This is a genomic window from Thalassospira sp. CA1 (assembly GCF_059052855.1).
Genome location: NZ_JBZCIA010000001.1, coordinates 542239 through 564412, shown reverse-complemented (window position 1 = coordinate 564412; position 22174 = coordinate 542239). Strand labels below are relative to the sequence as shown.

General features: G+C 57.1%; 1 protein-coding gene. It reads right to left on the bottom strand.

Annotation, left to right across the window (positions count from 1 at the left end; genetic code table 11):
• Window positions 1-51: 51 nt before the first annotated feature.
• A complete protein-coding gene (locus tag AC5Q5A_RS02595; protein WP_493894238.1) occupies window positions 52-22107 on the bottom strand; it encodes a M10 family metallopeptidase C-terminal domain-containing protein in 22056 nt (7351 codons plus the stop codon).
• Between the last annotated feature and the right edge of the window lie 67 nt (window positions 22108-22174).

Genomic DNA, 22174 nt, shown 5'->3' with positions numbered 1-22174 from the left:
GGCGGTCATCACGACCGCCCGTTTTTATTCGATCAGACTTCTGATCCTTGATCAGTTGCCAAAGCCGAAGTCATCGGCATCCAGATCATCCGGATCATTGACGCCCATCAGCGTGACAGAGGCATCGTTGCCCAGTTCAATGACGACATTGCCATCGGTATCGAGATGCATGTCATTGAGGACCTGGTTGAAGTTGTTGTAGTTCCACTCCGACAGATCGATGATGTCTTCGCCCGGCTTGAAGTCAGTAATGATGTCATGCCCATCAGCTTTGCCGATCTGGAAGGTATCCCAGCCAGTCCCGCCGGTCAGGGTGTCATCACCGGCACTGCCATAAAGATGGTCATCGCCCGAGCCACCCAGCAACAGGTCATCCCCGGCATTACCCCAAAGCGTATCGTTACCGGCACCACCATCAAGGGTGACATCGCCATAGCTTTCGGTGTCGCTGGTCATATCAATGATATCGTTGCCATCACCGGCCTCGATCACTTCGATCCCGCTGATGCGGACATTAGCATCACCGTCGCTGACGTCATCATCGAGGAACAGGGCATCATTGCCGCTGGTCATTTTCAGGGTATCGACACCTTCGCCACCGGTGAAGACATCGTTCGACTGGTTATAGCCACCCAGATTGACGGTCTCGCCGGTGCCAGTGTCGCCACCCTCGTTATGGCCCCAGCCATTACCATGGAAATGGTGATGACCCCAGCCACTGTCATTCTGATGACCATCTTCGCCGGGTGATCCGTTGTTCACGGCATACCAGTTGTTATCCCAAACGCCATCGGCGTTGTATTGCAGGACATCATCACCCGCCCCGCCATTCAGCACATCCTGACCGGCACCGCCCGTGATCGTATCAGCACCCGAACCACCCCACAGGGTGTCGTTCCCAGCACCACCATCAATCACGTCATCGCCGGCGTTGCTCCAGACGATGTCATCGCCAGTGCCACCAAGGATGGTTACATCACCATAAGACAGCGTATCACTGGTCAGATCGATGATGTCATCGCCGTTACCGGCATCGATCACTTCGATGTTGGAGATACGTGGGCTGGTGCCCGGATCGGTCAGACGATCTTCAAGGAACAGGGCGTCGTTGCCGCTGGTCATTGCCAGGGTATCGGTGCCCGAACCGCCATCAATGATGTCTTCGGAACGGTTATAGCCCGAAAGATTGATCTGTTCGTTGGTGCCATCCATCCCCGGATCGCCAACGTTTTTCGCAGCATAACTGCCCGTCCAGCTCGCATCTTTCTGATATTCGATGTAATCGTCACCAGCACCGGCATCGATCACATCCGAACCGCGGCCGCCATTGATACTGTCATTGCCATCGCCGCCCCAGATAGTGTCATCCCCGTCGTCACCGCCAAGGATGTCATTGCCATCAAGACCCGACAGCAGGTTCGCGCCATCATCACCAAACAGGTAATCGTTGAAGTTCGAACCAATCAGGTCTTCGATCGAGCTTAGCTTGTCATTGCCAATGCTGCTGCTTGCGGTGCCGCTTTCAAGGTTTGCGGCGACTGCCGTGGTCGAGTTGGCATAGCTTGCGGTATCGCGACCGGCACCCCCGATAAGGCTATCATGACCAGCACCACCCATCAGGGTGTCATTGCCGGCATCACCATAAAGCTTGTCGTCGCCATTGCCGCCTTCGATGATGTCATTGCCATCGCCGCCATAGAGACGGTCGTTGTTTTCGCCGCCATCAATCACGTCGTTGCCGGCACCACCCAGGATGCTGTCGTCGCCGGTGCCGCCATTGATGGTGTCATTGCCAGCTTCGCCATACAGCTTGTCCTGACCCTGACCACCGGTGATGGTATCAGCACCGTCACCACCCCAAACGCGGTCATCGCCCGATCCACCATCAAGGGTATCGTCGCCGGTGCCGCCCGTGATGCTGTCCTGGCCACTACCGCCTTCGATCAGGTCGTTGCCATCATCACCCGAAAGCGTGTCATCGCCGTCACCACCATACAGGCTGTCATTGCCTTCCATGCCACTAATGGTGTCCTGACCATTCAGGCCATAGACCGTGTCATCGCCCGCAAGGGCGGCAATCGTGTCGTTATTGCTGGTGCCATAGAGCAGATCATCATACGGCGTCGGGCCGGAGGCCTGTTCGACGCCGACAAACATATCCGCCTTGAGCTGGCTCATCGAGATGCCAACAAGCGTCAGCGTGCCCTGACCATTCAGGTTGATCACGGTGTCGTTGCCGACCTGGCTCATCTGGTCTTGCAGATCACCCCAGTCATCAATGTCGAGCGACGCCAGATTGATCTTGTCTTCGTTGGTGTTGAAGTCGGTAACGACCTTATTGCCGGAATTGTTCGATACGATGATTTCATCCGCACCCGTACCGCCGGTGTAGGTGTCATCACCCGCACCGCCATCAAGCGTGTCATTGCCCGAACCACCAAGAAGGGTATCGGTGCCATCGGTTCCGGTCAGGGTGTCGTTGCCGGTACCACCATCGAGAAGATCATTGCCATTGCCACCCGACAGAACGTCATCACCGTCGCCACCGAGAAGCGTATCGTCACCATCGCCGCCAAGGAGGGTATCGTTGCCGATGCCACCATCAAGGGTGTCATTGCCAGCATCGCCCGACAGCAGGTCATTGCCAGCACCGCCAGCGATGCTGTCATTGTCATCACCGCCATACAGAACGTCGTCGCCGCCTTCGCCATCAAGCGAATCATTACCGGCCGATCCGTAAATGGTGTCGGTTTCATCGCCACCGGTGATGGTGTCGTCACCTTCCATGCCGTCGATGTAATCATCGCCGCCGCCGCCATCCATGACGTCGTTCCCGGCATGACCGATCAGGGTATCGTCACCGGCATTGCCTTCGATGACGTCGTCGCCTTCGTTGCCTTCGAGACTGTCATTGCCCGAACCACCGGAAATCACATCATTGCCGCTGCCGCCGGTGATGGTGTCATTCCCGTCACCACCGGAAAGCGTATCGTTGCCTTCCATGCCATTGAGCGTGTCATTGCCAGCGCCACCATCGACGGTGTCGTCGCCGGCAAGGGCATCGATATAATCATCCTCGCTGGTGCCCAGCAGGACATCATCAAACTGGGTCGGGCCACCATCATTTTCGATACCGACAAACATGTCGGATGAAACATCATTCAGGCGGACACCGCGCAGCATGACAGACCCCTGATCGCCAAGATCAATGACCGTATTGCCATTCACTTCGGACAGAAGCGGGGCCAGTTCCGACCAGGTGCTGATATCGAGCGCATCAAGCGAGATCTGATCAACGCTGGTGTTGAAGTCCATGACGACCTTGTCACCGATCAGGCTGGTGACCTGAACAACGTCGGCACCCGAACCGGTATGGATGACGTCATCGCCGGCGCCACCATCGATGGTATCGTTGCCCTGATCGCCATAAAGCGTGTCGTTGCCTGCACCACCGTCAAGGTAGTCGTCGCCCCGTTCGCCATGCAGCGTGTCATTGCCATCGCCACCGATCAGGGTATCGGCACCATCGCCGGTCCAGATGACGTCGTCGCCGGCACCGCCATCAACAGTGTCTTCGCTGATATCGGCTTCGACATTGTCAAACGTGTCATTACCCGCACCCAGATCAACTTCGTTGTTCTGGCTGTTGCCATAGACATAGTCGTCATGGGCGGATGCGATGACTTTTTCAAAGTTGGCAAGGATATCGCCAACCGCATCGCCGCCAAAGGCACGCCCGCCTTCACCCGGATTGTGGGTATGGGCATCGGTGTCACCGAGGAAGATTTCAACGCCTTCGTCGGATCCTTCGTAACTGATGGTGTCACGGCCATCACCACCATCAAGATAGTCGCCGCCAGCGCCACCTTCGATGGTGTCATCACCGGCACCACCGAGCAGCGTGTTGGCACCACTTGATCCGCTCAGAACATCGTCGCCATCCGATCCGATGACATTTTCGATGTTGCTGATCGTATCCGTTCCGGTCTCAGCCGACGTCGCAGTACCAGCCGACAGATCAACCATCGCACCGTTGGCAGCAGACATATCAAGCGTATCTTCGCCGTCGCCACCATCAAGGGTGTCATCACCTGCCGCTGCCATCAGGGTATCGTCACCGGCACCGGCATCGACCACGTCGTTGCCCGCGCCATCATCAATGACGTCTGCGCCGTCGCCGGCAGCAATCGTGTTGTTGGCTGCGTCACCGGTAATGGTGTCTGCCGCGGCACTGCCGATCACATTTTCAAAGCCGGAAATGGTGTCATTGCCGGTTTCTGCACTGCTTGCCGTACCGGCCGCAAGGTCAATAGTCGCACCGCTGGTGGCATCACTGAGATCAAGGGTGTCGTCACCTTCGCCACCGGAAAGGGTGTCATCACCTGCACCTGCCATGACGGTATCGTTGCCCGCACCACCATCAACGATATCGGCACCGGCACCGGTAGTGATCACGTCGCTGCCTTCGCCGCCATTGATGGTGTCATTGCCTTCGCCGCCATCAAGGATGTCGTTACCGGCACCACCTTCAAGCAAGTCATCACCCGCGCGCCCCGAAAGGATATCGTTCCCCAGACCGCCGGTCAGGGTGTTGTTATCGTCCGAACCGGAAAGCCTGTCATTTCCGTTCGAGCCAATCAGGTTTTCGATGCTGGAAAGCTTGTCGGTTTCGGTTGTGCCGACCTTGGCCGTGCCGGTCGCAAGATCGGCATTTACCGGGTTGCTTGCGTTGCTGTAATCGGCGGTATCATTGCCGTCGCCACCAACAAGGGTGTCGTTGCCAGCACCGCCCGAAAGCGTATCGTCACCGGCACCACCATCAAGAATGTTGGATTTCGCATCACCAGCGATTGTGTCGTCGTGATCCGAACCGATGACGTTTTCGACATGATAGATCGCGTCATTGCCGGCACCACCGGTTGCGGAGTAGTTCGCCAGATCAACATCAACAGCCGACGTCGCATCGTCGTACATGACGACGTCTTGATCTGCACCACCGACAATGATGTCATTGCCCGCACCACCGCGCAGGGTATCGTCGCCGATACCACCCTGCAGCGTGTCATCGCCAACACCACCATCGATGATGTCGTCGCCATAGCTGCCATCAAGGTAATCGTTACCCGCACCGCCATCCAGATTGTCATGGCCAAGTTCGCCATTGATGGTGTCGTCACCCGCATTGCCCCAAAGGGTATCGTTACCCGCACCACCATTGATGGTGACATCGCCGTACGAAATGGTGTCGCTGGTCAGATCGACCACGTCATCGCCAGAGCCGGCATTGATGACCTCAACCCCGTCAAGGCGTGCGCCGTCGGTCGTGGTTTCATCAACGGTGGTTTCAAAGCTGATCGAGCGGACAAAGAAGTCGCTGCTGTCAGAACCGGTCGAGCCATTGGCATACGGCTCGCTTTCAAACGCGATATAGCGGAATTCGACCGCATTGCCGCTGCCATCGGTGGCGTTGATGGTTGCGGTGCCCACACCATTGCTGGTGTAATCGATCGTGCTGTCATCAAGCGTGCCCGAAGCGACAAGGTTGCCGTCGGCATCAAAGGCCTTCCATGACCCGATCTCGCCGCCGCCTTCACCAGCCATCAGGTTAGAAACCTGAACGGTGGCGGTCGAGGCATCTGCGCCAAGATCGACAACGATGGCTTCGCTTTCGCCGGACTGGGCATCGTGGTTGATCTGACCGCCAGCGATACCGCCGCCGTCATTACCGATGCCATTGCCATCAAAGTTGACCGCGTCATCCGCCGCCGCAAGGTTCAGCTTTCCATCGCCATCAACATAGGACGTACCAAAGTCAAAGGCATAGAGGTTGGCATCGGACCACGCGGCCTGAACATCAGCCGAACTTGCCGACTCTGTCAGGCCAAGGGTGCGGGTTTCGGTCGTCGGCGTGGTGGTCTGACCATCACCAAGTTTCGAACCATCAAGCACCAGTGCATCGGCGCCATCGGTCATATCAAGGGTGTCATTACCCTCGCCGCCGATGAAGGTATCGTCAGAGATGTTCTTGCCGCTGATATCAGCAACATCCCCGGTGCCATCGACACCCGGGCTGCCGGTGTTTTCGGTGGTATCACCGCTGGTGCCTGTGCCGTCGGCTTCGAAGTTCAGAACGTCGTCACCAGCCCCGCCATCAAGGGTATCGTCACCGGCGCCGCCGCTGAGTTCGTCGTTATCGGCACTACCGGTTAAGGCGTCGTCGCCTTCACCACCGGTCAGGGTATCGTTGCCCGCACCACCATCAAGGCTGTCATTGCCCGTACCGCCGTCAAGGGTATCGGCACCGTCGTTGCCAAGCAGGGTGTCATCACCCGCACCACCGGCAACCGTGTCGTCACCGGCAAGGGCATCAATGGTGTCATCATCATCGGTCCCTTGCAGGGTATCGTCGTACGGTGTCGCGCCATCAGTGATGTTGTTGAAATCATCAGCACTCAGGTCGCTGAGAGCAACATTGACGAAGGTCACCGTACCGCCAGCTGGCAGGGTCAGGACCGCGTCACCATTGCTGTTTTCGCTGAGCAACGGAACAAGGTCACCCCAATTCTCGATGCCCAGGTCATCAATGGAAATCTTGTCTTCGCCACGGGTGAAGTCACTGACAACATCATCATCGGTGCCATCGGCAAAGATGAAGGTATCCGCACCAGCGCCACCGGCAACCGTATCATCGCCAGCCGCACCATCGATGGTGTCGTTGCCTGCGCCGGCATTGATAACGTTATCGCCGTTCGATCCGGTAATCTGGTCATCACCGGCACCGGTCGTGACATTTTCGATGTTCGAGAATTGATCATTGCCGGTTTCAGCCGAACTTGCCGTCCCCGCACCAAGGTCGACAACCGCATCACTCGATGCGTTCGACATATTGAGGGTATCAGTGCCGTCGCCACCATCAAGGCTGTCATTGCCTGCACCGGCGATGACCGTATCGTCACCGGCACCGGCCCGCGCTAGATCACTGCCCGCGCCATCGGAAATGACGTCATTGCCCGCACCGCCATCGATCAGATCAATGCCGTCGCCACCATCAATGGTGTCGGCACCGGCACCAGTGGAAATGGTGTCATCAGCACTGCTGCCGGTAACGGTGTCATCACCGGCACCCGTAACGACATTTTCAAAGCCGGAAATAACATCAGCACCGGTTTCGCTGCCGTTGGCTGTGCCATTCTGCAGATTGAGCGCGATGTCGGTTTCGACGTCCGACATATCAAGCGTATCAAAGCCGTCACCCCCCGAAAGGGTATCGTTGCCAGCACTGCCGACCACTGTGTCATTGCCCGCACCGGCATCAACGATGTCATTTCCTGCACCGGCATTGATGTGGTCATTGCCATCACCACCGCTGATGCTGTCATTGCCTTCGTTGGTCCAGACGGTGTCGTCACCCGTTCCGGCATCAACCGATACATCGCCATAGGAATCCGTCTGGCTGGTCAGATCGACAACGTCGTCGCCGGCTCCCGTGTCGATGACTTCGACACCGGAAATCGACGGTGCGTTCGACCCATCGGCATGATCGTTATCAAGAATGATCGCGTCGCCACCCGATGTCCCGACAAGGGTATCGATGCCTTCGCCACCATCAAACTGATCATCGCTTAGATCAAGGCCCTCAAGGTCGGCAACATCGCCGGTGCCATCGACACCCGGGCTGCCGGCATGGTCGGTTTCATCACCGGCCTGGCCAATACGGTCGGCTTCGAACTGAAGAACGTCGTTACCGTCACCACCATCAAGGGTGTCAGATCCTTCGCCACCGCCGAGCGTATCATTGCCGCCACCGCCAATAACGGTGTCATTGCCTGATCCGCCGCCAACGGAGTCATCACCATCGCCGCCGTCAACGGTGTCGTCACCGTCACCGCCATCGACAGTGTCATTGCCGCTGCCGCCACCGACGGAGTCATTACCTTCGCCGCCGTCAACGGTATCATCGCCGTCGCCACCGTCGACCGTGTCATTGCCACTGCCGCCACCGACAGAATCGTTTCCACTGCCGCCGCCAACGGAATCATCACCGTCACCACCGTCAACGGTATCGTTGCCGTCGCCGCCATCGACGCTGTCATTGCCGCCGCCGCCATCAACCGAATCGTCGCCGTCGCCACCGCCAAGGGTGTCTTCACCCGGCGTGCCGACATTGTCGATACCAGTGAAGTGATCCGGGGTCAGATCGCCCACAGCCACACCCGACAGGGTCACCGTACCGCCAGCTGGCAGGGTAATAACCGCACCGTCAGGGCCATCAGACAGCAAGGGTTGCAGATCGGTCCAGGCCGAGATGCCCAGATCCGGAAGTGAAATTGCGTCAGAAGTCAGGTCGAAATCGGTAACAAGGTCGGCATCCGTGCCGTCTGCGAAGACAAACGTATCCGCACCGTCACCACCCGAAAGCGTGTCGTTGCCAGCACCTGCCGCAATGGTGTCATCACCGGCACCGCCAGACAGAACATCATCACCCGCACCACCATCAAGGGTGTCGTTGCCTGCCCCACCGTCAATGATGTTGGCATCATCGGAACCGGTAATGACGTCAGCGCTGTCCGAGCCGGTTACATTTTCGAAGTTCGCAATTGTGTCCGATCCGGTGTTGGCACCACTTGCCGTACCGGCCGCAAGATCGACATTCACCCCACCAGTGGTGTCAGACAGATCAAGGGTATCAATACCGTCACCGCCATCGATGTCGTCGTCACCACCCTCAAGGGAAACGGTGTCATTGCCCGCACCGGCATCAATCGTGTTGTTGCCAGACGATCCGGTAATGGTGTCATCACCATCGGTCGCGATGACATTTTCAAAGCCCGTGATGCTGTCGCTGCCGGTTTCTTCACTGCTTGCGGTGCCTGAACCAAGATCGATGGTCGCGCCATCGGCGCCCGAGAGATCAAGCGTGTCATCGCCGTCGCCACCGATCAAAATATCGTCGCCAGCACCGGCTGCGATGGTGTCATTGCCAACACCACCGTCAATGGTGTCAGAACCTTCGCCGCCATCCAGGACGTCGTCACCCGCACCGCCATCAAGGGTGTCGTTCCCGGCACCGCCATTAATGTTGTCGGCACCTTCGCCGCCCAGCAGGACGTCATTACCATCATTTGCCCAGATGGTGTCATCGCCCGCACCGCCATCGACCGTGACATCGCCATAGGAATGGGTGTTGCTGGTCAGGTCGACGACGTCATTGCCGTCGCCAGCATCGATGTTTTCGATATCAACGATGGACGGGTTGGCCGCACCGTTTTCATGATCGCGATCAAGAATGATCGCATCGTCACCGGAACCGGCAACCAGCGTGTCATTGCCTTCGCCGCCAACGAAGCTGTCGTCAGACAGGTTCTTGCCCGAGATATCGGCAACTTCGCCAGTTCCATCGGTGGTTGGGCTGCCGACATGGTCGGTGGTGTCGCCATCTGCGGCAACATTGTCACCTTCAAACGACAGGACATCATCACCGGCACCGCCATCAATCAGGTCGGCACCTTCGCCACCGGCAAGCGTATCATTGCCCGCACCGCCCGAAAGCGTATCGTTACCAGCACCACCAGAAAAGATGTTGTCGCCGGTCGAGCCAATCAGGGTGTCATCACCCGCGCCACCGGTCGCACCTTCGATACCGTCAAGGGTATCGGTGCCATCGGTCGTCGTGCCCGTGCCGTTTTCAAGATCGACAACCACGCCATCGGTCAGGTCGGAATAATCGACGATATCATCGCCTTCGCCACCGATCAGGGTATCGTTACCCGCACCGCCCGAAAGCGTGTCATTCCCGGCACCGCCATCAATGACATTGTCAGTCTCACCACCAGCAAGCGTGTCATCATGATCGGAACCGATCAGGGTTTCAAAACCGTCAATGCTGTCATTGCCCGCACCACCGGTTGCAGTACCGGCATCAAGGTCAACATTCACACCACTTTCGGAGTCTTCGTAGGACAGGACATCTTCGCCTTCGCCGCCGATCAGCGTGTCATCGCCGCCCTTGCCAAAGACTGTGTCATTGCCTGCACCGCCATCAAGGATGTTGGCATTTTCATCACCGATCAGAACATCATCACCGTTACCGCCGGTGACGTTTTCGATGCTTTCAAGGATATCGTTGCCCGCCTCACCACTCGCAGTGCCAGCCCCCAAGTCAACGGTAACGCCTTCAGACGTGTCGGAATAATCGGCGGTATCACTGCCATCGCCACCACGCAGGGTATCGTCACCTGCGCCACCGATCAGCGTGTCATTGCCCTCGTCGCCATAGATGTCGTCATCGCCAGCCTGACCATCGACGATGTCATCGCTTTCAAGGGCATGGATTTCGTCACTGATCTGGCTACCGGTGATGTCATCTTCGAACTCGGTGCCAAAGATGGCGTCATAGCCAAAGAAGTTTTTCTGACCAAGATCATCGACCGAGACACCTTCAAGCGTGATGCTGTCGCCATCTCCAAGGGTGATGACCGCATTGCCGTTTTCATCATCGGCCATCTGGTCACGAAGGGTGGCATAATCCTCGATGCCGTAGGCCGACAGATCGATGATGTCTTTTTCGACGTCAAAGTCGTTAACGGTGTCATGTCCGCTGCCCGGCTCAAGCACGATCAGATCTTCGCCTTCGCCGGTGATCAGGACATCATCACCCGAACCGCCAACAAGGGTATCGTTACCCGATCCACCATCAAGGGTGTTGATGCCGTCACTGCCGATCAGGGTATCGGTGTAATCGGTTCCGATGACGCGTTCGAAGTTACGAACAATGTCGTCCCCGCCCCCACCGGTCGCATATTCTTTGACCAGATCGACCGTGACACCGGAATCCATGTTGGAATAATCGACAGTGTCGATGTCGTCTTCGCCATCGCCGCCATCAAGGATGTCATCCCCGGCATCGCCAAAGACCCAGTCACTGCCAGCGCCGCCTTCGACAATATCGTCGCCTTCGCCGCCAGAGAGGGTGTCATCGCCAGCTTCACCCAGAAGGATGTCGCCACCGGCACCCCCATCGATGATGTCGTCGCCTGCACCACCGCTGATTTCGTCAATGCCTTCGCCGCCATCGATCACATCAGCACCGGCACCGCCATCAATCGCATCGCCGCCAGCACCGCCGGAAATCGTGTTGTCGTTTTCATCACCGACGATCTGGTCGTTGTAATCAGAACCAACAACGTCTTCGATGTCGACCAGCGTATCATTGCCCTGACCGGTTGCGGTGCCCGCCCCCAGATCGACATCAACGCCCTGATCCGCACTGCTATAGTCGGCGGTATCGGAACCTTCGCCGCCATCAAGCACATCATCGCCCGCGCCACCGACAAAGGTGTCGTCACCGGCAAGGCCGGTCAGGGTGTTGTTTTCGTCATTGCCCGACAGGGTATCGTCAAACAGGGTACCGGTGACGTTTTCGATGCCTTCAAGGACGTCGTCGCCGTCACCACCGGTGACCGTGCCCGCCGCAAGATCGGCAGCAATGCCGGAACCCTCGGTCGAGTAGTCGGCGGTATCGTTGCCATCACCGCCACGCAAAACATCCGATCCGGCATTGCCAACCAGCGTGTCATCGCCGGTTCCGCCGTCAAGTGTATCGTTGCCTTCGCCACCGATCAGGCGGTCATTCCCGGCACCACCATCAATCGTGTCGTCGCCTTCAAGGGCGTTGATGATGTCATCACCACTGCCGCCGATCATTTCATCGGCATTCTCAGACCCGAGCTGGACTTCAACACCGATGAAGTTGTCTGCGCTGAGCTCTGACGGAGTGACGCCTTGCAGCGTGATGGTGTCACCACTGTCAAACGTGATGGTCAGATCACCATTGGCGTCCGTGCCAAACATTTTCTCAAGCGCACCATAACCGGCAATATTGAAACTGGTCAGGTCAATGGTATCGGCGAGCGGATTGAAGTCAGTAACCGTATCCTGGCCGTCGCCCGGATTGAAGATCACCTGGTCGGCACCTTCGCCGAGCGTCAGGGTGTCATTGCCTGCGCCGGCATCAAAGGTGTCATCCCCTGCACCACCGATAAAGGTATCGCTCTGTGCACCACCGATAAAGGTGTCGCTGAACTCGGAACCACGGATTGCCTCAATACCCTCAAGGGTATCGGTGCCGGTTGCAGTGCCGGATACGGTATTGTTGCTGGTATCAACTGTGACGGCAGACTGAGAGTCGACATAGCTTGCAGTATCCAAGCCTTCGCCACCAATCAGGCGGTCATCACCGGCGCCCGACTGCAAGGTGTCATTGCCCGCGCCACCTTCGACAAGGTCATCACCGCTGCCAGAAGAAATGACGTCGTCACCTTCACCGCCTAGAACGGTATCGGCCCCGTCACCGGTATTGATGGTGTCATTTCCAGAACCAGCATCGACAATATCGGCGCCCTCGCCAGTGGTGATGACGTCACTACCGTCGCCGGCATTGACGGTGTCGGCACCTGCACCGGTATTGATGGTATCATCGCCAGTCCCGCCATCGACAATATCAGCACCGTCACCGGTTGTGACGACGTCATTGCCTGCACCCGCATCAACGCTGTTGTCACCATTTCCGGCATTAATGACATTGTTATTGCCATTGCCAATGATCAGGTCATCGCCGTCACCCGTGATGACATTTTCGATATTGGTGAAGGTATCGATATCTGTGCCATCGGTGGCACTGCCGCTGGTAAAATCGACGGTCTGGTTGCCAGAAAAGTCGCCGAGATCAAGCGTGTCGTTCCCGACACCACCATCTATGATGTCACTACCAACACCACCGCGCAGCGTATCATTGCCCGCACCGCCCAGTAGGACGTCATCACCTGCGCGACCATCAAGGACGTCGTTGCCCGCATCACCCGACAACGTGTTGCGACCGCCATCACCGCGCAACGTATCTGCACCGGTCGAACCGGAAATGTTTTCAAAATTCGAGACTTTATCACCGGTGCTGATCACACCGGTCTGCAGATCTGCCGAAACACCTGCATCACCCGCAAACGAAAGGGTGTCTTCGCCCTCGCCACCATCAAGTGTATCAGTGCCAGCACCGCCAGAAATGGTGTCGTCGCCCGCACCGCCATCAATCACGTCGTTACCGGCACCACCGGTCACCGTGTCATCATGGTCGGATGCAATAATCCGTTCGATGCCACTAAAGGTATCACGGCCGGTATCATCACCGATTGCGGTATTGCTTCCCACATTAATGGTCAGCCCTGATGCCGCATCAGAGTAGTCAAGGGTATCTGTACCCGCGCCACCAATGTAAGTGTCGTCGCCCAGTTCACCAGCGAAGCTGTCATTACCTTCGCCGCCGTTCAGAACGTCATTGCCTGCACCACCGGTCAACATGTCGTTGCCAGCACCACCAAGGATTACGTTATTGGCGTCATTACCGGTGATGGTGTCGTCATAGTCGGTACCGGTGACATTCTCGAAACCGGAAATCGTGTCATTACCATCTGCACCGGTTGCCGTTCCTGCGGCAAGGTCGACATTCTGACCACCGGCTGCAGCGGAATAATCAACAGTATCAATACCCGCGCCACCTGAAAGGGTGTCATCTCCCACACCACCAGCAATCAGGTCATTTCCAGCGCGACCATCAATCGTATCGTCGCCTACACCACCCGAAAGGGTATTTGCAGCATCCGAACCACTAATGCTGTCATTGGCATCCGAGCCGATCACATCTTCGATGTTGCTCAACAGATCCGTACCGTCGGCCTTGTCAGTCGAGCCGGCCTCAAGGTCGACATCAACGCCGGTTTCACTGTTGCTGTAATCAACAACGTCCTGCCCGGCACCACCGTCAATGACATCGTCGCCAGCACTACCGTTGATGGTATCGTCGCCGGCACCAGTCAGTATGTTGTTGTCTGCATCCGAACCGGTAATCGTATCATCCTGCCCCGAACCGATGGCATTTTCGACATTCAGAACCGTGTCACCGGTTACCGAGTCCGTTTTGCCAGTTCCAAGATCAAGGGTAACGCCGCTTTCGGCATCAGAATAATCAACGGTATCAATACCATCGCCACCATCAATCAGGTCACTGCCCGATCCGCCGCTCAGGGTGTCGTCACCAGCACCACCCAGTAGGGTGTCGTTGCCGCCGCCGCCAGAAAGAATGTCGTCGCCATCTTCACCGGACAGGACGTTGTTACCCTGATCACCCGTTATGGTGTCGTCAAAAGCAGAACCGCTGAGGTTTTCGATACCCGAAAGTGTATCATTTCCCAGACCGGTGACAGTGCCTGCGCCAAGGTCGGCGGTGATGCCGTCAGTCGCATTGCCATAGTCAACAGTATCGATGCCGACGCCACCAAGCAGCACGTCATTGCCACCGCTTGCAACTAGGGAGTCATTGCCTGCGCCGGCAATAATCGTGTTGGCACCAGCATCACCCGTGAGCATGTCGTTGTGCGTCGAACCGGTAACGTTTTCGATGCTTTCAAGTGTGTCTGCACCCGCCGCACCACTTGCGGTTTGCGCAGCAAGATCGACCGTAACGCCGCCATCAGCATTGGCGTAACTTGCGGTATCGTTGCCCGCGCCACCCGACAGGGTGTCATCGCCGCCAAGGCCTTCTAGGACATCATCGCCTTCGCCGCCGATTAGGATGTTGTCGGCATCCGAACCCGTAAGCGCGTCATTACCGGCACCAGCCACAACGTTTTCAACATTGCGGATCGCGTCGTTGCCACTTGAAGCAGTCGCCGTTCCTGACTGGAGATTGACCGTGATGTTGCCGGTTTCGTCGGAATAGTCGACCGCGTCGACACCATCGCCACCATCAAGAATGTCGTTCCCTTGGCCGCCAATCAGGGTGTCGTTGCCGGCACCACCAAAGATGCTGTCATCGTCTTCAAGACCATCAATGATGTCGTTGCCATCAAGACCCGACATGGTGTCCTGACCATCGGTCCCCGACATGGTGTCATCACCTGACGTTCCGACAATGTCGCGAACTCCAATGAAGTTGTTGGCGGTAATGTCGTCAAGACCAACACCTTCGAGCACCATCGACGTGCCTTCACCGAAATCGATGACAAGGTCACCGTTTTCGTTCTCGGTCATCATCTCGTAAAGTGCGCCATAAGTATCGACACCAAGAGCGGTGATATCAATCTGGTCTTCACCAACGGCAAAGTCGGTGATCGTGTCAGTTCCGTCGTCCGGGCCAACAACATAGACATCAGCACCCGCGCCACCGGTCAGGGTATCATCGCCTGCGCCACCGGTGATGGTGTCGGCACCGTCACCCGCATTGATGACGTTATCAGCTGCATCGCCTGTAATGACATCGTCGTCATCAGAACCAATGACATTTTCAACGCCACTGATGCTGTCCGTTCCATCGGCGTTGGTGGCTGTTCCTTCTGCCAGGTCAATATTGACAGAACTTCCACCGGCATAGCTGATGGTGTCGGTGCCTTCACCACCTTCGATGGTGTCGCTTCCCGCGCCACCAATCAGCAGGTCATCGCCTGCACCGCCATCAAGGATGTCGTCGCCTGCACCACCCGAAAGAGTGTTGTTGGCCGCATCACCGATCAGTGTGTCATCGTGATCAGAACCCTGAACACTCTCGAAACCTTCGAGCGTATCGTTACCTGCGGCACCGCTTGCAGTTCCTTGGGAAAGATCAACGGTAACCGATCCGTCTGCGTCGCTGTAATCAGCGATATCTGTCCCGGCGCCACCAACTAGGACGTCATTGCCGAGACCACCTGAGAGGATGTCATTGCCTGCACCGCCCAGTACCGTGTCATCACCTTCACCGCCGGTGAGCCTGTCATTGCCCAAACCACCAAGCAAGACGTCATCACCCGCACCGCCTGAAAGGATGTCGTTACCTGCACCACCAGACAATGTGTTGGCACCGTCATTCCCGATGATGGTGTCGTTCTGGTTTGAGCCAAGAACGTTTTCGATATCAATCAGCGTGTCTTCGTTCCCGACACCACCAACGCCTGTTTCGAGATTTACTGCAACGCCACCGCCGGCCGAATAATCGACGGTATCTTCACCGTCACCGCCATCGATGACGTCCTGACCCGAACCGCCAGAAATCGTGTCATTACCGCTGTCGCCGTAAATCGTATCGTCGCCAGCGCCACCACTAATCGTGTCATTGCCCGACTGGCCGTCAATAATCTCGGCAGCGGAAGATCCCTGCAAAACATCATCACCCTGCGTCGCACCCAGCGAGTCAATATCGATGAAGTTTTCTGCAGTGAGGTCTTCCGGCGAAACACCATTCAGGACGATGGTGCTGTCATTTATAGTGATGACAGCATTGCCCGCATTGTCCGTACCGAGCATTTTCTTGAATGCTTCAAAGTTCGGAACATTGAAGCCAGCAAGATCAATCTTGTCTTCTGCCGGATCGAAATCAGTGATGACGGTCCGGCCAGTCTCAGTGCCAAAGACAAAGGTATCAGCACCTTCGCCGCCGGAAACAATATCGTTGCCGCCACCAGCGGTGATGGTGTCATCGCCTGTACCGCCCTCGATAATGTTATTGGACTGGTCACCGGTAAGGACATCATCAAAGTCCGAACCAACGATGTTTTCAACGGAGTCCAGAGTATCGTTGCCATCTGCGCCGGATGCCGTACCTGCGGCAAGATCGACATTTACACCACCCGATGCATCCGCATAGGTAACGGTATCCGAGCCAAGGCCGCCGGTGATCGTGTCGTTGCCTGCGCCACCGGACATGGTGTCGTTACCAGAGCCACCATTGAGCACATCATCACCGTCACGACCATCAAGAATGTCGTTACCTGCACCGCCATCAATCACGTTCGCGGTGTCATCGCCTGCCAGAGTGTCGTTAAAGGACGAGCCAGTGACATTTTCAAAATTGGCAATCGTATCAGTGCCGTCAGGCGCACTTGCCTCGCCGGTCTCAAGGTCGACAACAACACCGCCATCAGCACCCTGATAGGTTAGGGTATCGTTGCCCTCGCCACCATCAAGATCATCATTGCCAGCACCGCCACTGATCACATCATTGCCGGCACCACCGGTGATGGTATCCGTGCCAGTTCCACCAGCGATGACATCGTTGCCATCGCCGCCATCAATCGTATCGTTTCCAGCCCCCCCGGAAACGGTGTCATTGCCTTCTTTCGCACTGATCACGTCGCTGCGATCAGTACCAATCAGAACGTCCCTGTCCTGGGTACCTTCGAGCGAACGGATACCCTTGAAGTTGGCATAGGTCAGGCTATCGGGAATGACACCTTCTAGGGTAATGACGGCATCGCCAACCGTAATCGTCGCATTGCCCGCCGCGTCTTCGCCGATAAAGTCGGCGACATCGGAGAACAGCTCAAGACCGTCAATACCCTGAATATCAATGACGTCGTTCACAGGATCGAAATCGGTGACGAGATCATTACCGCTGTCCGCCCGGACAACGAAGGTATCGGCACCTGAACCACCGCTCAGCGTATCGTCACCACCGCGACCATCAATGGTATCGCTGCCCGCACCACCGAAGAAGATATCGTCACCGCCGCTGCCAAGCATGGTGTCGCTGCCAGATGAACCTTCAATCTTCTCGAAACCGGATATAACGTCGGTAAAGTCGTTTCCGGAAACCGTTCCTGCGTCGAGGTCAACCGTCACGCCCGATCCAACACCTGTCCCGCTGGCGTTATAGCTTAGCGTATCGTTGCCATCGCCACCGATCAGGGTGTCATCACCGGCACTGCCAAAAACAGTGTCATCACCTGCACCAGTATCAATGATGTTGTCGGCAGTGTTGCCATAAACGATGTCGTTACCAGAACCGGAAACAACGTTTTCAAATCCCGAAAGGGTGTCATTGCCGTCACCGGTTGCCGTGCCGGTCGAGAGGTCAACCGTCACACCGCCATCAACGTCGGTGTAATCAACTGTATCGTTGCCAGCACCGCCAGACAGCATATCATCACCGCCGCCACCGGAAATGGTGTCGTTGCCTGTCATGCCCGAAAGCGTATTCGCACCATCGTCACCGGAAATGACATCGTTGTTTGCAGAGCCGGTAATATTTTCAATGTTGGAAAGCTGCGCTGTCCCGGAACCCATCTTAGCGGTTCCGCTCGCTAGATCGACATTCAAGCCAGCTTCATTGCCAAATGCAGCCGTGTCATTACCATCTCCACCGTCGATGGTGTCATTGCCACCGACGCCGCGAATGGTGTCATCACCGTCTCCGGTCGAAATGACATTGGCATCACTGGACGCAACGACGGTGTCATCGCCAGCACCAGTAATAACGTTCTCAACACCAATCAGTGTATCAGTTTCGCCGGTTTGGCCGTCACGCGCGGATCCATCGCCAAGATAAACTTCCTGAACGCTTTCACGCGCGCTCAGATCAAGGGTGTCACTGCCTTCACCACCGATGAGGGTATCGTTACCATCTTCACCAACAAACAGGTCGTCGCCTTCGCCGCCATCAAGGGTGTCATTGCCACCACGACCAACAAGCGTGTCATTACCTGCACCACCGCGCAAAACGTTGGTACCGTTGTCGCCGTAAAGTTCGTCATCATAGGCGGAACCGGTCGCATTCTCGATGCGATCAAGAACATCGTTGCCATCGGCACCCGTCGCAGTCCCTGCGCCAAGGTCAACCTGAACACCGCCATTCGCACCGGAATAGTCGACGGTATCAATACCTTCCTGACCACGCAGGGTATCGTTACCTGCCCCGCCCGAAACCGTATCATCGCCATAGCCGCCAGAAATGACGTCATCGCCACCCCCACCGCTGAGCGTATCGTCGCCGCCATACCCATAAAGCGCGTCACTGCCGTCCGTACCAGCACCGACGTCATTGTCTTCGGTTTCAAAAATACGACCGAAACCGCGGAAATCATCGGCGCTAAGGCTGTCGCTGCTGACACCTGCAAGGGTCAGCGTGCCCTGATCCCCGAAATCGATAACGGTGTTGCCGTTGCCATCATCGGACATCATGGTTTGCAGGGTTGCAAAGTCCTGAATGCCGAGTTTGGAGAGATCTATAATGTCTTCCGAACTGGCAAAATCAGTGATCGTGTCGTTACCGAAATCCTCGGTCAGCTCAAAGTCATCGGCGCCCGAACCACCGGTCAGGGTGTCGTCCCCCGCACCACCGGTCAGCGTATCGATGCCCGCACCGCCCTCAAGGACGTTGTCGGCATCATCACCCGCGATGTGGTCGTCAAAGTCGGAGCCGACGACGTTTTCCACCATCTGGACGACGTCATTGCCCGCACCGCCCGTCGCGGTTTCATTGGCAAGGTCAACCGTGACGGCACTTTCGGCATCGCTGTAGCTTACAGTATCGACACCACTGCCACCCTGGATTTGATCATCGCCCTGGCCCCCACGCAGGAAGTCGTCACCCGATCCACCCGCCATGACATCATTGCCGGACCCGCCAACCAGAAGGTCGTTGCCAGCCCCACCCTGCAGCACGTCGTCATCATCGCCGCCAAACAGGCTGTCGCTGCCATCACCGCCCTGCAGGATGTCGTTGCCGCTTTCACCGCGCAGGACATCATTGCCCCCACCACCCTGCAAAAGGTCATTGCCTGCACCGCCTTCAAGCGTGTCATCGCCATCATTGCCCTGAAGGGTGTCGTTTCCGCTAGCCCCCCCGAGAGTATCTGTCTCGTCGTCGCCCTGAACGATATCGGCCGCACCCGACGGATTATTGTCAAAGGCGTTGGCATCGCCGTCATCAGCATCGGTTACGTCGCCATCCGCTTCACCTTCGGCACCGACGGTTGTTTCACCACCCGTTGCGTCCTCGCCAGAGGTTGCATCGCCAGAGGTTTCTTGTCCGGCGTCACCTTCGGGTGCTGCGCCAGCTTCGCCGCCTTCGGTGGCGTCACCGGATGCGGTTTCTTCACCGGTGGTTTCTTGACCTGCGGTCTGATCGGAAGTTGAACCCGCATCAGACGAGTGATCGCCATCAGCAGCGACATCACCTGATTCTGCCGCGCCGGAGCCTTCTGCCGGTGTTTCGTCGCTACCTTCGCCAGTGGTTTCAGAACCGGCTTGTGACTCAGTCGTCTCACCGCCGGTTTCCGCACCAGCTTCGGCACCCGCCTGGGCACCGGTGCCTGTATTGTCTTCTGTGTTCGGGCTGGTTTCGCCAGCCGGGCTGTCGGCACCGGCTCCGTCACCTGTGGTTTCTTCACTGGCCTCTGCCTCGCCAGAGGAAGCGCCCGTTCCAGCGGTCTCACCGCCGGATGTTTCACCGGTTACTTCCTCTACCGGCTGCTCAGCACCTTCGCCCGCAGCATCACCGGAATCCGTACTGCCAGTATCGGTTGCGCCACCTGCGGCATCGCCGGAATCCAGCGTATCTTCACCGCTGCCTGCAGAAGCACTGTCAGAACCAGTCTCTCCGCTGGTTTCGCCGCCAGAAGCACCCTCACCAGAAGTGTTGCTGCCCGCACCGGCTTCTGAACCTGCGCCAGAACCCGTATCAGAACCGTCAACGACTTCAGCGCTGTCAGAGCCTGAAGCCTCTTCGCCGCCCGTTGCATCACCAGAATCGGAACCACCCGTGGAAGGTTCAGTTTCACCTGATGCGGTTTCACCCGTTGTGCTGCCGCCATCCGTCGAGCCGGAAGTTTCGCCCGAAGACGCACCCGCTTCATTACCGGTCGCTTCGGAACCGGATACATCCGCGGATCCACCATCGGTTGGTGTTTCCGACGCGGCATCGCCGGTGCTGCCCGTTTCGTCTGTGCTTGCTGAACCACCAGATGTGGCCTCGCCCGAGGTGGTATCTTCCTGTGTTTCAGAACTGCCCGTTGAACCGGTTTCCGTTACCGGATCGCCAGTCGTGGTTTCACCGGAACTGCTGGAATCACTGCCGGTCCCGCCATCATTCTGGGTGGTTTCTTCACTGCCGGATGCACCAGTCGCGCCATCACCAGAGGTTTCACCTGAAGCTGCCGAACCCGTTTCTCCGGTGCTGCCGGAACCACTTTCCGTGCCACTATCGCCTGTAGCATCACCGCTTGCTGCACCATCGGTTGCGGTACCAGCATCGCTTTGCGACGGCGTATCTTGCGCGTCATTTGCACGACCCGCACCGGAATCGAGATTAACTTCAACACCCTGATCAGACTGGCTGTAATCAAGGGTATTTTCGCCCGCGCCACCGTCAATAGCGTCCGCACCGTCGCTGACGGCAAAGGTGTCATCACCATCGCCACCCGACAGGCTGTTATTGCCGGAATCACCCGTCAGAACATCATCACCCGATGTGCCACGGAGATTTTCAATATTTTCAAAGGACGTCCGATTGGCACCGGTGGCATCGGTTGAGGAACCCTGCGAAAGATCGGCGCGCACGCCGTCAGAAGCCCCGTCAAATGACAGGGTATCTTCGCCAGCACCGCCATCAATGCTGTCTGCACCGCCACCCGGCAAAATAACATCATCACCATCCGAACCGATGATGATGTCGTCGCCTGCCCCACCTTCAATGACATTGGCTTCGCCATCGGTGGAGGCAGCATCCCCGCCCTCGGTCGCGACGGAAACTTCGTTGATTTGCGGGACATCGACCAGCGTCACATTGGCAAGCTCTGCCTTCGACACGCCCTCGAAAATCACCTTGTCGCCCGTGGCAAACACGATGAAGGCATTGCCAGATGCATCTTCGCTGGCCAGCGCCATGAGTTCGCTGACACTGTCGACGCCAAGGTCGCTGAGTGCCAACTCATCTTCGTCAATGTTGAAGTCGGTGATTGTGGTTTGCTCGAAACCACTTTGGAGCACGAAGGTATCGCGTCCTTCGCCGCCGGTAACAACATCCTCACCCTCGCCCGATTCGAGAATGTCGTCGCCTTCGCCGCCAATCAGGGTGTTGTCACCACCATCGCCCACCAGAACATCGTCATAGGCAGTGCCAATCACGTTCTGGATGTTGGTGAAAACCTGCGTTGCAGCGGATTGTGAGTTGCCTTCGCCCGAAGAGCCTGCCCCAGAATCATTTTTGACCGCAGCAGAATCCCCTTCTGCGCGGTCATCAAGAACCTGATCAATGTCGGTGTCGGTAATTCCAACACCGTCGTCTTGGTTGGCGGGCGAGACCAAAACACATACTCCCTACATGGGAATTATTTTTACCAGTACTGCGGCGAACAATCGGCCCCAGAATCAA